The sequence below is a fragment of the Streptococcus oralis genome (genome assembly GCF_023109005.1).
Taxonomy (GTDB): Bacteria; Bacillota; Bacilli; order Lactobacillales; family Streptococcaceae; genus Streptococcus; species Streptococcus oralis_BU.
In genome coordinates, this window is the sequence record NZ_JALDTU010000002.1 from 93,660 (window position 1) to 107,019 (window position 13,360).

The following is a 13,360-nucleotide window of genomic DNA, read 5'->3' on the forward strand; positions in this document are numbered from 1 at the left end:
TCTTCTATCTGAACAGTCTGATTTGAGAATCCTATATTGAAAATCAATCACCAAATTTTTAAAACAAAAAATCCCTGCAACTAAGTTGCAAGGACCTTTCGATTAATCAAAGTCAACGTATTCTTTTTGAAGTTCAAGAACTTCTTCCATTGTTGAGCATTCTGTAAGGGCACGGTTTGCGTACTCTTCCATCTTAGCTGTGTCGAGTTTCTTCATCAAGCTACGTGTACGAAGGACAGATGTTGCTGACATAGAGAACTCATCCAAGCCCATTCCGACAAGAAGTGGAACAGCTTTTTGGTCACCAGCCATCTCACCACACATACCAGCCCATTTACCTTCAGCGTGAGCTGCTTTGATAACGTTGTTGATCAAACGAAGGATTGATGGGTTGTATGGTTGGTAAAGGTATGAAACTTGTTCGTTCATACGGTCTGCTGCCATTGTGTATTGGATCAAGTCGTTTGTACCAATTGAGAAGAAGTCAACTTCTTTAGCAAATTGGTCTGCAAGCATTGCTGCTGCTGGAATTTCAATCATGATACCAACTTGGATATTATCCGCAACTGCAACACCTTCAGCAAGAAGGTTTGCTTTTTCTTCATCAAATACTGCTTTCGCTGCACGGAATTCTTTCAAGAGCGCAACCATTGGGAACATGATACGCAATTGACCGTGAACAGACGCACGAAGAAGGGCACGGATTTGAGTGCGGAACATAGCATCTCCAGTCTCAGAGATAGAGATACGAAGAGCACGGAATCCAAGGAATGGGTTCATTTCGTGAGGCATATCGAAGTAAGGAAGTTCTTTATCTCCACCGATATCCATTGTACGAACAACAACAGGTTTACCGTTCATTCCTTCAAGTACAGCCTTGTAAGCTTCGTACTGCTCGTCTTCTGTTGGGAAGTCTTGAGAATCCATGTACAAGAACTCTGTACGGTAAAGACCAACAGCTTCAGCACCGTTGTCATTGACACCTTCAACGTCTTTTGGAGTACCGATATTAGCAGCCAATTCAAAGTGTTTACCATCAGCAGTCACTGTTTTAGCATCTTTCAAAAGTGCCCATTCAGCTTTTTGCTTCGCATAAGCTTCACCAGCGGCCTTGAATTCTGCCGCTTGCTCATCAGTTGGGTTGATAATCACTTCACCAGTGATACCGTTAACAGCAAGGATATCACCATCTTTAACAATTTCAGTGATGTTGTTTGTACCTAATACTGCCGCGATTTCAAGTGTACGCGCCATGATAGCTGAGTGGCTTGTACGTCCACCAATGTTGGTTACAAAAGCTTTTACAAAGTTTTTGTCCAATTGAGCTGTATCTGAAGGAGTCAAGTCATGCGCAATCACGATCACTTCTTCATTGATAGAAGCTGGGTTTGGCAATTTTTTACCAAGGAGATTTGCCAATACACGTTTTGTCACGTCGCGGATATCCGCTGCACGTTCTTGCATGTATGGGTTGTCTTCCATGCCTTCAAAGATAGTGATAAACATGTCTGTCACTTCTTTCAGACCTGCTTCTGCATTCACTTTCTTCGCACGGATTGTCTCCTTGATTTGGCTGATCATTTCTGGGTCAGCAAGAACCATTAAGTGAGCGTCAAAAACTTGAGCAGCTTCTTCACCAAGCGTACCTACTGCTTTCTCACGAATAACAGAAAGCTCGTCTTGTGATGCTTTTAGAGCGGCATCAAGGCGAGCTTCTTCTGCGTTTGTATCTTCGACTGTAATAGTCTCAAATGACAAATCCGGTTGAACGAGTAGATATGCTTTTGCAACTGCAACACCGTCAGATGCTGCGATTCCTTTAAGCATTTCTGTCATTTTCCTTATGCCAATCCTTCTTTTTCCATAGTTTCAGTGATAGCAGCGATTGCGTCGTCAGCATCTGCACCTTCAGCTGAAATTGTAACGTCAGCACCTTGGCCAACACCAAGACTCATAACACCCATGATAGATTTAAGGTTTACTGATTTACCTTTGTATTCAAGAGTGATATCTGAAGCAAATTTGCTAGCTGTTTGAACCAACAATGTTGCTGGACGTGCGTGAATACCTGTTTCTGCCACTACGTGGAAATCTTTAGAAGCCATAGTTTGACTCTCCTTTAGTTATTTCTTTTTTGGATTATATGTGATAACCCTTACAAGACTGTATTATATCACCTTCTAGATAATTTTTCAAGTGTTTTATGGACTTTTACTGAAAATGAAATTGCTTCTTTTTCTATCGTACAGGTACTATGGGAAATTTAGGCACTAATTATTAAAAGAATATTACCCTCAAAATTCCAATTATCAAAGCTATTTTCTCTTAATATCAATCAGAAGATAATCCTAGTAAACAATGAAAAAATAATACTATTTAGTCATAATTGATATAACTCAGCAAATCTATTATTTGAAAAGGCTTCATCAAATACTGAGATTCTAAAACCTACTCTTACCATCAACAGTAGAGAATTTATCCAATTTGCTACTTAAAGTAAAATAAGCTTGTAGCACCTAACAGTAAAAAGGTAGATATATCTAAGTGGTATAAGTAGAACTAAAACTTTGATTGATTCCATTCAAATAAAGTATCCAACCAATCAAAAACGACATTATGGGAGAGCCTTAAATTATTGACTTGGCAATGAGCGTCCGCACCACTTTCCGCCTCAAATACTTGAAGTTTAGTTTGCTGATTTTTAGATTTAAGTGATTCATAAATCACCTTGGTTTGATGCTGCAGTTCAGCACCCTCACCCTTTCCCATGATAAACAGGCATGGGCATTGAATTTTTTGATAATCCACAATCTTTGCATGGTTAAATACATCATCAATAGCACTCTTAAAATCAGAAGTACCAAACTGCCATGCATACTTTTTAAGATTCAAATTTGCTGATTCATTCAAATTTCCAGCGAATTTTAAAATGGCATTTATTAACCAACTAGGTGCTTTCAAACTTGATCCAAATTCTTTTCTGAAAAGTTCTGCAACGTCGTAAATAGGGGTACTAGCAATCCAAGCATGAATTCTTGGATCCTTTTCAACAGCTTGTGCGGTAAAATATCCCCCTCCGCTGACACCATAAATGGCTAAATAATTTAGTTTAGGATTTCTATTTTCCAACCAGTCTATGCATAATGAAATTGGAATAGATGCATCCACATCAAAGACCAGCCCTCTACTAGGATTGCTCCCTTGACCGGGAAGGTCAACCATTAAAACATTATAATTTCGTATCCATCCAGGATATCCTGCAAAGTAAAATAAATCTTCGCGATAAGTATCACCTCCACCAATCATGATTAGCGTTGGGCAATTATCGCCGCTATGAAGATAATAACCAGGCAAGTAAGAACCCTGATAGGTAATAGTTAATTTTTCAATCGGTGCACCTAGTGAATGAATTGCACTAGAAAACACCTTCTCCATTTGACGAACGGTCGGTAAATACTCTTCAGAAAATGGATCGGTAAATTGGATTGCCGAGCGAAGTGAGTAGGTCTGTGCAAGATAATACTGCGCCTTTGTTTGTTCACTCAACCCTGAATTACTTGCTTCTTGTTCAAGGTAGTTTACATGCGATAAAAATACATTTTTCCAGTCATCAGGCTTTGGTGAGTTCCCCAATCTTTGAGCAAGATAATAAAGCTCTCCATGAGAGAAACCAAAAATTTCACCGATTCCTAACAACCAATTGAAGAAAAAATCCGTATCACCATTCTTAAAAAATATTTGAGTCGATTGCCGTTTTAAAATAACATCATTTTCTTTCACCACGCGCCTCCTAATTCTGTATTCTTTCATTCATTTAATCTAATTATAATCTGATAACATTCTCTATCAAACAAAAGTATCCAGATATCCATTTTTTAATCTTATAATCACAGATAGTGTATCACATAAAATGAACTTTTTCAAACATTGTATTTATATACTCCTTATGAAAGGATACGAAACTCATAAGTATCCTATATAAAATTAACCAATGATCCATTTTTATGAATACATCATAATCTGTCATTTCCATTTTGGTTATATTTTATATATTCTAATACAAATATTGGGACATCTTGTGTAGAAAATTTCTTTTTTCGTAAATATTACAGTTTCTATTTTGTTAAAGTATTATCTCAGCTATACTTATTACTGTTCTTACGATTTTTGCTATTTTCTTCGTTTTCCTTTCTGATAACTTGCTGAAAATCTTCTATTTATATTGCCAATATACAGTATGTAGTTTTTTTATTTTGAGAAAGTTTGACAGTTCAACGGAAATCAAAATTTATGTTTTTAAAAACACTATATCTTGTGTTCTGATTTCAAAACTGTAACTTTTTAGCACAAGATTTAGTTTAAAAAGTTTGACAAAGTTTTTTTTTCTGATATACTAAGAAAGTAATCTATTTTGAAAGAGGAGTTACGAAAATGGTAACCGTTTATTCTAAAAACAACTGTGTCCAATGTAAGATGACCAAGCGTTTCTTGGACAGCAACAATGTCGCTTATCGTGAGATCAATCTCGACGAGCAACCTGAGTATATCGATCAAGTTAAAGAGCTCGGTTTCAGCGCTGCTCCTGTTATCCAAACACCAACTGAAGTCTTTTCAGGTTTCCAACCAGGAAAACTGAAACAATTAGCATAATCTTAGTAAATCATCCAGAAGAAACTCGCTTCTAGGGCTAACTTAGAGGCCTTTCTTTTGTAATCAGGTTAGATAAGGAAAATTTTATGGGATTAAAACATCTTGAAGACGTGACTTACTTCCGTCTCAATAACGAAATCAACCGTCCTGTTAATGGACAAATCATGCTTCATAAAGATAAGGAAGCCTTGGATGCTTTCTTTAAAGAAAATGTGGTTCCAAATACCATGGTTTTTGATTCAATCACTGATAAAATCAACTATCTCATTGAACATAACTACATCGAAACTGCATTTCTCAAGAAATACCGTCCAGAGTTTTTGGAAGAATTGCATCAATTCATCAAAGACCAAAACTTCCAATTCAAGTCGTTCATGGCTGCCTATAAGTTTTACAATCAATATGCCTTGAAGACTAACGATGGGGAATACTATCTTGAAAGCATGGAAGACCGTGTCTTCTTTAACGCACTTTATTTTGCAGACGGGGATGAGGCGATTGCGACTGATATTGCCAATGAAATCATCCACCAACGCTACCAACCTGCTACTCCTTCCTTCTTGAATGCTGGTCGTGCGCGTCGTGGAGAGTTGGTATCTTGCTTCTTGATCCAAGTGACGGATGACATGAACTCTATCGGACGTTCCATCAACTCTGCCCTTCAACTTTCTCGTATCGGTGGTGGTGTAGGAATTACCCTCAGCAACCTTCGCGAAGCGGGTGCACCTATCAAAGGTTATGAAGGAGCCGCTTCTGGTGTCGTTCCAGTTATGAAGCTTTTTGAAGACAGTTTCTCTTACTCAAACCAATTGGGTCAACGTCAAGGTGCTGGGGTTGTCTACCTCAATGTCTTTCACCCAGATATCATCGCCTTCCTTTCCACTAAGAAAGAAAATGCCGATGAAAAAGTTCGTGTTAAGACCCTTTCACTTGGTGTAGTGGTACCAGATAAATTCTACGAATTGGCCCGTAAAAATGAAGAAATGTACCTCTTCAGTCCATATTCTGTAGAGCTTGAATATGGTGTGCCATTCAACTATATCGACATCACTGAAAAATATGATGAATTAGTAGCAAATCCAAATATCCGCAAGACAAAAATCAAAGCTCGTGATTTGGAAACTGAAATCTCTAAATTGCAACAAGAATCTGGCTATCCTTATGTAGTCAACATCGATACAGCTAACCGTGCGAATCCTGTTGATGGAAAGATTATCATGAGTAACTTGTGTTCTGAGATTCTTCAAGTTCAAGAACCAAGCTTGATCAACGATGCTCAAGAATACCTTCAAATGGGAACAGACGTCTCATGTAACCTTGGTTCAACCAACGTCGTCAACATGATGACCTCACCTGACTTTGGTCGTTCTATCCGTGCTATGGTTCGTGCCCTTACTTTCGTTACAGATAGTTCACACATCGTAGCTGTTCCAACTATCGATCACGGAAACAGTTTGGCCCACACCTTTGGTCTGGGTGCCATGGGACTTCACAGTTACCTCGCCCAACAACTGATCGAATATGGATCACCTGAGTCAATTGAATTTACCAGCATCTACTTTATGCTTATGAACTACTGGACCTTGGTGGAATCAAACAACATCGCGCGTGAACGTGGTATCACCTTCCACAACTTTGAAAAATCAGACTATGCTAACGGTAGCTACTTTGACAAATATGTAACAGGCGAATTTGTTCCAAAATCAGACCGTGTTAAAGAACTCTTTAAAGATGTCTTTATTCCAAGCGCTACTGACTGGGCTGAACTTCGCGAAAAGGTTCAAGCAGATGGACTTTACCATCAAAACCGTCTTGCTGTAGCGCCAAATGGTTCTATCAGCTACATCAACGATGTTTCTGCATCTATCCACCCGATTACGCAACGTATCGAAGAACGCCAAGAGAAGAAAATTGGTAAAATCTACTACCCAGCTGCTGGTTTGTCAACAGAAACCATTCCATACTACACTTCTGCCTACGACATGGATATGCGTAAGGTAATCGATGTATACGCGGCTGCAACTGAACACGTGGACCAAGGACTTTCACTCACCCTCTTCATGCGTAGTGACATTCCAAAAGGTCTTTACGAATGGAAGAAAGAAAACAAACAAACGACACGTGACTTATCCATCCTTCGTAACTATGCCTTTAACAAGGGTATCAAGTCAATCTACTACGTCCGTACCTTTACAGACGACGGTGGAGAAGTTGGTGCTAACCAATGTGAAAGTTGTGTGATTTAATCATTATTTAAAAAGGTAGAAATTTATGAAAAGAAAGTTAACAATTTTTGAATATTTAGGTTTTTGTTTTTGTGAAGCAGCTGGTTTTCTAATTATACTAGGAATAGTAATATCTTTGATTAATAACTTCAAACCACAGATTTCTATTCGTGATTTTATGATAATATCAGCTATTGTTTTGGGAATTATATACATTATTCTTAAAATTATCTCCAGGTTTTTTTCAGAAAAACCTTTAATCGCAATGTTGCCAATTAGTTATTTAGTAGGTTTCTATATGATACAATTTCTAATGGTAAGAGATAATTTTAGTATGAATATTGACTATTCACAACAACTAGGCTTATTAACTATGTTCTTCATTACTGTAAGTATTATTGATAAAATGTTTGATTTTTATCTAGAGGAGAAGTAAATCTATGCAAACTTACTACAAAGCCATTAACTGGAATGCCATCGAAGATGTCATCGACAAATCAACTTGGGAAAAGCTGACGGAGCAATTCTGGCTCGACACTCGTATCCCCTTATCAAATGACCTAGACGACTGGAGAAAACTTTCAAACAAAGAAAAAGACTTAGTAGGAAAAGTCTTTGGTGGTTTGACCCTTCTAGACACCATGCAATCTGAAACAGGGGTTCAGGCTCTTCGCTCAGACATCCGTACACCGCATGAGGAAGCTGTTTTCAACAACATCCAATTTATGGAATCTGTCCACGCAAAATCATATTCTTCTATCTTTTCTACCCTGAATACTAAGGCTGAAATTGAAGAAATTTTCGAATGGACCAACACCAACCCTTACCTACAAAGAAAAGCAGAAATTATCAACGAAATCTACCTCAATGGTAGTCCTCTTGAAAAGAAGGTTGCCAGCGTCTTCCTTGAAACCTTCCTCTTCTACTCAGGTTTCTTTACACCACTCTACTATCTCGGTAACAACAAACTGGCCAACGTTGCAGAAATTATCAAACTGATCATCCGTGATGAGTCTGTTCATGGAACTTACATTGGTTACAAATTCCAACTTGGTTTCAATGAATTGCCTGAAGAAGAGCAAGAAAAACTCAAAGAATGGATGTACGACCTGCTCTACACTCTTTACGAGAACGAAGAGGGCTATACAGAAAGTCTTTATGACGGTGTTGGCTGGACTGAGGAAGTTAAAACCTTCCTTCGCTACAATGCCAATAAAGCCCTTATGAACCTAGGACAAGATCCCCTCTTCCCAGATTCAGCTGATGATGTCAATCCTATCGTCATGAACGGTATTTCAACAGGAACTTCTAACCACGACTTCTTCTCTCAAGTCGGAAATGGTTACCTCCTTGGTGAAGTTGAAGCTATGCAAGATGGGGATTACAACTACGGTTTAGATTAAAAATAAGCTTTAATCCACACTTCTCACAGTTTGTTTAAACAGACTGTGAGATTTTTGTTTTTGTTTTATTTTGTTTTTTTCTATTTGATTGATTGAGCGTTTTATGGTAAGATAATAATAGTAGAAATCGAGGTGATAAGGATGCTAAAGCAAGAAAAACTAGATAGTATTCTAGAAGCAGTAAACACAAAAGGCACTATTACTGTAAAAGAGATTATGGAGAGTCTTGATGTGTCAGATATGACCGCTCGCCGCTACTTACAAGAATTGGCAGATAAGGATTTGCTGGTACGTGTGCATGGTGGCGCTGAAAAACTTCGTACAGGTTCTCTCTTAAACAACGAACGGTCAAACGTTGAAAAACAAGGCTTGCAGATTGCTGAAAAACAAGAAATCAGTCGTTTTGCTGGTCATTTGATTGACGAAGGAGAAACTATTTTTATCGGCCCAGGAACGACCTTGGAGTGTTTTGCTCGTGAACTTCCTATCGATAATATTCGTGTTGTAACAAACAGTCTTCCTGTTTTTCTTATCCTAAACGAAAGAAAACTAACAGATTTGATTCTGATTGGTGGAAACTATCGCTCTATCACTGGTGCTTTTGTAGGGACACTTACCTTACAGGATTTGACCAATCTTCAGTTTTCTAAGGCATTTGTAAGCTGTAATGGTATCAAGGATAAGGCAATCGCTACTTTCAGTGAAGAAGAGGGCGAGGTACAACGAATCGCCCTGAATAATGCCAATAAAAAATACTTACTGGCAGACCACAGCAAGTTTAATAAGTTTGATTTTTACACTTTCTACAATATCTCAGAGATTGATACTATCGTTTCAGATGCCAAACTGAGTCAGGAGACATTTGAAGATCTGTCGAAACAAACAACCATTCTTTTATCAAAACCATAAAAAATTCCCCTGCCTTTTGGCGGGGAATTTTTTTGTAGGGGAAAACTTACACACGTTCAGTCCATGAAGTTGCTGTTGTTTTGAGAACTTTGTTGAGTTCATCAATGTTCTCAAATCCAGTTGTGCGAAGCCATTCACGAGCTGCTGCTTCACCGTCTTTGATGTAGGCTTCAACTGATCCAGCCCAAGTTGCACGGCCACAAAGAACACCATTGAAGTTTGCGCCTGATTCGTGGGCAAAGATAAGCGTTTCTTGGAAGAGTTTAGCTGACACACCTGCACTCAAGTAGATGTATGGCAAATTAGTTGCTTCATCTTGTGCTTTGAAGAAGGCTGCTGCTTCTTCACGAGTATGCACGATTTCACCATCGCCAAAGCCTTCAACGTATTTGACGTTGACTGGAACTTCCACTTTCAAGACATCGATGTTGAAGCGTGGGTCTGAGAAGACCTTCATAGCACCGATAACCTTGTGTGGTTTTACTTTTGCGTATTCAGCAGAGCCAGCGTCAGCGATTTTTTCATCGTAAGCGAGGATTTCAAGGAAGAATGGAATGTCTTCCGCCACACACTCTGAACCGATGCGTTCGATGTAGGCTTGTTTTTGTTGGTTGAGTTCGTCAGAGCTGTCTACGTCATAGTAAAGCAAGAATTTGACTGCATCCGCACCTTGTTCTTTGATGCGTTTTGCAGACCAAACATCCAAGCAGTCAGGCAAGCGTTTGGTGCTTGTTGTATCGTAGCCAGTTTTCTCATAAGCAAGGAGAAGACCGGCGTTGGCATCAAGCGCTTTTGTAGCTGGAAGACCATACTCTGGGTCTAGAAGCATAGAAGAAGCGTATTTTGTCAATTCATCTGCTACCAAGACTTTAAGTTCTTCCATTTGAGCGACTGTTGGCTCTTCTGTTTGGTATTGAGCCATGAGGCGTTTCAAAGCACCACGTTGGTCAAAGGCAAGAGCTGAGATAATGCCATTTTCATCTGAAAGTTTTTCTAAGCGTGCACGTTTTTGTTCTGTTAAAGCCATTTTATACCTCTTTTACTATTAATTGATCATATAGAGCTTGATAGTTGGCCATATTCACATGACCTGTCATTTTTTCTTGTGCATTGAGCATACCAAGGACATTGGCCTTGATGAGGATTTCTTGATCAGATTCCTTATGAAGAAGTCCTGATGAAATACCTGCAACAGTAGAATCTCCAGATCCGACAGGATTGACTACCTGAATTCTTGGAATATCTACCTTGTAGAAAGTGTTACCATGTTTTGCAAAAGCACCATTTGCACCAAGTGAAACGATTATCCACTCAACCCCTGCAAATAGAGGCTCTTGTAGAACTTCTTTTAATTCATCCAAATCCTCAGAAACTTCTTTCCCAAGAAGCTGAGACAATTCTTCGTTATTTGGTTTAATAACTGTTGGTTTGTGTGGTGATTCAAGAACCGCCTGAAGAGCTGCACCAGAGCAGTCCAAGACTACAGGTTTGCCAGCTTGATTAGTAAGTTCTACCAAGCTTGCATAGTAGTCAACTGGAAGACCTGCTGGCAAACTACCAGAGATAGCAACTACTTCCACAGTGTCAAGGAGATTTTTGAAATGGGCCAAGAAATCTTGCCCTTCTTGTTCTAAAACTTCAGGACCTTTCTCCAGAATTTCTGTTTGATTGTCTCCGTGCAGAATAGCGATACAGTTACGAGTCTCTCCTTGAATGAAGAAGAAACGTTTCGTTACTTTATCGTCGATGTTTTCTACTAAAAACTCACCAAGTTTACCACCTACCAAACCAGTAGCAGCAACAGAATCACCAAATTCTGAAAGAACTCGTGTAACATTGAGACCTTTACCACCAGCTGTCTTGGTCACGTCCACCACACGGTTGACAGTGTCAATTTTTAATTCATCCAAAGGATAAGAAATATCAATGGATGGATTCATTGTGACTGTTAAAATCATGCGTCACCTCTTAGTCGTGGTATTCACCGCGATCCCATTTTTCAAGGAATTCTGTAAAGAAGTTTGCATCTGCTTGATGAGCATTGTGAGTTTCAACGTGCTCAATTTTCGCAATCAATTTTTTGTTTTCTTCTGACGGTTTGTATTCAGCATTGATGAAAGCTTCAATGATGTCGCACATGAGCAATTCACCAGTGATTTTACCACCAAAACCAATAACGTTGGCGTTCAATTGTTCTTTTGCATAAAGAGCTGTTGTCATATCACGAACCAAGGCAGAACGAACTCCTGGAACTTTATTTACAGCGTTGTTGATACCAACACCAGTACCACAGATACATACTCCAAGATCAGCTTGACCGCTTGTAACGGCTTCACCAACTTTTTTACCAAAGATTGGGTAGTGAGTACGTGTGTGGTCATAGGTACCAAAGTCGATGACTTCATATCCTTTTGATTTCAAAAATTCTGAAACCGCCATTTTTTCATCTGTTACGATGTGGTCACATCCAATTGCAATTCTCATTTTTATCTTACCTTTCTTACTGTAATCTAATTAGCACATTTTGTTCAACATATCAACACGAATTTGGTGACGTCCACCATCGTATTTGCCGTTAACAAAGCCTTTAGCAATGTTCTTAGCCAATTCATCACCAACGATTTCTGCACCCATAGTGATCATACGTGAGTTGTTGTGGCCACGAGTCATATAAGCTGAACGTTCGTCAGATACTTCTGCAGCAACCATTCCTTTGATTTTAGTTGCGACCATGAATGGACCAGCACCATAAGCATCAATCACGATACCAAGGTTTTGTTCTTCTTTGTTTACTTCCGCAGCAACGGCAAGAGTCACATCAACAAAGTCTTGACCTTCAGCTGTAACATCCACAACGTGGAAGTTTTCTTTTTCCAAGAAGTCTTTCACAACTTCTTTCAATCTCAAACCTGCAGCATCTGCACCGATAACAATAGACATATTGTTTACTCCTTTTTACTTTTCTAGGCTAGTAAAGACTTTTATAACTAGTAGTTTACCTACAAAAGACTTTCTAGCAGTTTAGTGACAAATTTGATTGAATGAGATGAATAACACCTTATTCAAGTCCAGGAAATCAATCTCCTGGAAACAAACTTTCTCCGTCAAAGAGAACATAACAAGTGATTATTTGTTCGTTACAAACATCATTTGTTGTTTACAAACATAATATACTCCTATTTTCAGAAAAAGTCAACAGTAAATGTTTGTTTTTTGTGTTTTAATTTTTAGTCTAAAAGATTTCAATATCAAAGCCAATCTGATCGACTTGGCCTGGTTCCAAGAGCCGAACATTCTTCTTATCTTCTAGATGATCTCCTTCTTCAAGGGATGTTGACAAGCCAGACCATGGTTCAAACGCTATAAAAGGTCCCTTATTCAAAGTTGACCAAATGATGAGATTTGAGAACTCTTGGAAGTGTACTTTTAATCCCTTCTCATTCTTACGAGAACGAAGGGCAATTGTTCTAGATTGCAACTCATCCAAAGTCACTGCATCAACACGAAACAGATCGTAACTGAGATCCACTTCCTTTTGTGAATCCAACCATGGACTTCTATCTTGGAAGTCTAACATTCCTGTTTCTGGGAATGGACGTGGAACAGAGCAAGTCTCTTCTTTCTCAAACTCTAAATAGTAATCTTCATAAGTTTCGCCATCTAGAAGAGGGCAATTAAATCCTGGATGTCCTCCTATAAAGAATGACATTACTTTATTGGTTTCTTTATTGAAAATCTTGTATTGAGTACGAACTGTCTTGCCAGTAACCTTATAAGTGATTTCAAGTCGAAAATGATAAGGATAGTTTTGATAAGTATTCTCATCATCTTCGATAGCGAAGGTTACACTATTTTCAGTTTGATCAACTAACTCAAATTCTTTTTTGCGAACCAAACCATGTCGAGGAATAGTTCCTTTCGTCTCCGTTCCATCTCCGTGACTGTAGAAGGCTGTATCCTCTCTTAAAGAGCCACAGATTGGAAAAAGTACTGGAGCTTGCCCACTCCAATAGGTGGCATCTCCTTGCCACAAGTACTCAACGCCATCTCGATCCTTGATTGACGACAAGGCACCACCAAAAGTTTTAAATTGGACCGTCAATTGCTCTGATTTTATTTCAATTACCATTATTTTCTCCGATTTCTTGATAGTTTATAAAAAACTAGGCTGTC

13 protein-coding genes are annotated in these 13,360 nt (G+C 38.8%); 5 read left to right on the top strand and 8 right to left on the bottom strand.

The features are described from left to right. Positions 1–102: 102 nt before the first annotated feature. The 3 genes from ptsP to M1F56_RS03015 form a co-directional block, all read right to left on the bottom strand. On the bottom strand, positions 103–1,836 hold the full coding sequence (ptsP, locus tag M1F56_RS03005) for a phosphoenolpyruvate--protein phosphotransferase (RefSeq protein WP_247916826.1): 1,734 nt from the start codon (positions 1,834–1,836) through the stop codon (positions 103–105). A gap of 5 nt (positions 1,837–1,841) precedes the next feature. After that, positions 1,842–2,105 carry a phosphocarrier protein HPr gene (locus M1F56_RS03010; protein WP_000146948.1) on the bottom strand — a complete coding sequence of 88 codons (264 nt, stop codon included), beginning with the start codon at positions 2,103–2,105 and terminating at the stop codon, positions 1,842–1,844. A 454-nt stretch (positions 2,106–2,559) separates the two neighbouring features. After that, entirely contained in the window at positions 2,560–3,780 is a 1,221-nt protein-coding gene (locus M1F56_RS03015; protein WP_247916827.1) for an alpha/beta hydrolase family protein, read from the bottom strand. Positions 3,781–4,431: 651 nt separating this feature from the next. Here M1F56_RS03015 and nrdH point away from each other — a divergent pair. The 5 genes from nrdH (at position 4,432) to M1F56_RS03040 (ending at position 9,187) form a co-directional block, all read left to right on the top strand. Next, on the top strand, positions 4,432–4,650 hold the full coding sequence (gene nrdH / locus M1F56_RS03020; RefSeq protein WP_000259240.1) for a glutaredoxin-like protein NrdH: 219 nt from the start codon (positions 4,432–4,434) through the stop codon (positions 4,648–4,650). A gap of 86 nt (positions 4,651–4,736) precedes the next feature. Next, positions 4,737–6,896 (top strand): class 1b ribonucleoside-diphosphate reductase subunit alpha, encoded by a 2,160-nt coding sequence (nrdE, locus tag M1F56_RS03025; protein ID WP_247916828.1) that lies wholly within the window; start codon positions 4,737–4,739, stop codon positions 6,894–6,896. A 25-nt stretch (positions 6,897–6,921) separates the two neighbouring features. Beyond that, complete coding sequence (locus tag M1F56_RS03030) at positions 6,922–7,311, top strand: hypothetical protein (protein ID WP_084867200.1); 390 nt, start codon at positions 6,922–6,924, stop codon at positions 7,309–7,311. A 4-nt stretch (positions 7,312–7,315) separates the two neighbouring features. Continuing rightward, positions 7,316–8,278, top strand: coding sequence for a class 1b ribonucleoside-diphosphate reductase subunit beta (nrdF, locus tag M1F56_RS03035; protein ID WP_247916829.1), 963 nt, complete (start codon positions 7,316–7,318; stop codon positions 8,276–8,278). Between the two features lie 141 nt (positions 8,279–8,419). Beyond that, positions 8,420–9,187 (top strand): DeoR/GlpR family DNA-binding transcription regulator, encoded by a 768-nt coding sequence (locus M1F56_RS03040; RefSeq protein ID WP_000917584.1) that lies wholly within the window; start codon positions 8,420–8,422, stop codon positions 9,185–9,187. A gap of 46 nt (positions 9,188–9,233) precedes the next feature. On the opposite strand, the gene lacD is transcribed toward M1F56_RS03040, so the two are convergent. From lacD to M1F56_RS03065, 5 genes are all read right to left on the bottom strand, one after another. Further along, entirely contained in the window at positions 9,234–10,214 is a 981-nt protein-coding gene (lacD, locus tag M1F56_RS03045; protein WP_247916830.1) for a tagatose-bisphosphate aldolase, read from the bottom strand. A gap of 1 nt (position 10,215) precedes the next feature. After that, a complete protein-coding gene (locus M1F56_RS03050; protein WP_247916831.1) occupies positions 10,216–11,145 on the bottom strand; it encodes a tagatose-6-phosphate kinase in 930 nt (309 codons plus the stop codon). A 10-nt stretch (positions 11,146–11,155) separates the two neighbouring features. Beyond that, on the bottom strand, positions 11,156–11,671 hold the full coding sequence (lacB, locus tag M1F56_RS03055) for a galactose-6-phosphate isomerase subunit LacB (RefSeq protein ID WP_001216921.1): 516 nt from the start codon (positions 11,669–11,671) through the stop codon (positions 11,156–11,158). A gap of 30 nt (positions 11,672–11,701) precedes the next feature. After that, complete coding sequence (gene lacA, locus M1F56_RS03060) at positions 11,702–12,127, bottom strand: galactose-6-phosphate isomerase subunit LacA (protein ID WP_000029276.1); 426 nt, start codon at positions 12,125–12,127, stop codon at positions 11,702–11,704. A gap of 292 nt (positions 12,128–12,419) precedes the next feature. Beyond that, positions 12,420–13,316, bottom strand: coding sequence for an aldose 1-epimerase family protein (locus tag M1F56_RS03065; RefSeq protein WP_247916832.1), 897 nt, complete (start codon positions 13,314–13,316; stop codon positions 12,420–12,422). Positions 13,317–13,360 lie beyond the last annotated feature (44 nt).

Excerpts from the sequence above, each read along its gene's own strand:
- nrdE (WP_247916828.1), top strand. The coding sequence starts at position 4,737 with ATGGGATTAAAACATCTTGAAGACGTGACTTACTTCCGTCTCAATAAC.
- ptsP (WP_247916826.1), bottom strand. The coding sequence starts at position 1,836 with ATGACAGAAATGCTTAAAGGAATCGCAGCATCTGACGGTGTTGCAGTT.
- lacB (WP_001216921.1), bottom strand. The coding sequence starts at position 11,671 with ATGAGAATTGCAATTGGATGTGACCACATCGTAACAGATGAAAAAATG.
- M1F56_RS03010 (WP_000146948.1), bottom strand. The coding sequence starts at position 2,105 with ATGGCTTCTAAAGATTTCCACGTAGTGGCAGAAACAGGTATTCACGCA.
- nrdF (WP_247916829.1), top strand. The coding sequence starts at position 7,316 with ATGCAAACTTACTACAAAGCCATTAACTGGAATGCCATCGAAGATGTC.
- M1F56_RS03040 (WP_000917584.1), top strand. The coding sequence starts at position 8,420 with ATGCTAAAGCAAGAAAAACTAGATAGTATTCTAGAAGCAGTAAACACA.
- M1F56_RS03030 (WP_084867200.1), top strand. The coding sequence starts at position 6,922 with ATGAAAAGAAAGTTAACAATTTTTGAATATTTAGGTTTTTGTTTTTGT.
- lacD (WP_247916830.1), bottom strand. The coding sequence starts at position 10,214 with ATGGCTTTAACAGAACAAAAACGTGCACGCTTAGAAAAACTTTCAGAT.
- lacA (WP_000029276.1), bottom strand. The coding sequence starts at position 12,127 with ATGTCTATTGTTATCGGTGCAGATGCTGCAGGTTTGAGATTGAAAGAA.
- nrdH (WP_000259240.1), top strand. The coding sequence starts at position 4,432 with ATGGTAACCGTTTATTCTAAAAACAACTGTGTCCAATGTAAGATGACC.
- M1F56_RS03050 (WP_247916831.1), bottom strand. The coding sequence starts at position 11,145 with ATGATTTTAACAGTCACAATGAATCCATCCATTGATATTTCTTATCCT.
- M1F56_RS03065 (WP_247916832.1), bottom strand. The coding sequence starts at position 13,316 with ATGGTAATTGAAATAAAATCAGAGCAATTGACGGTCCAATTTAAAACT.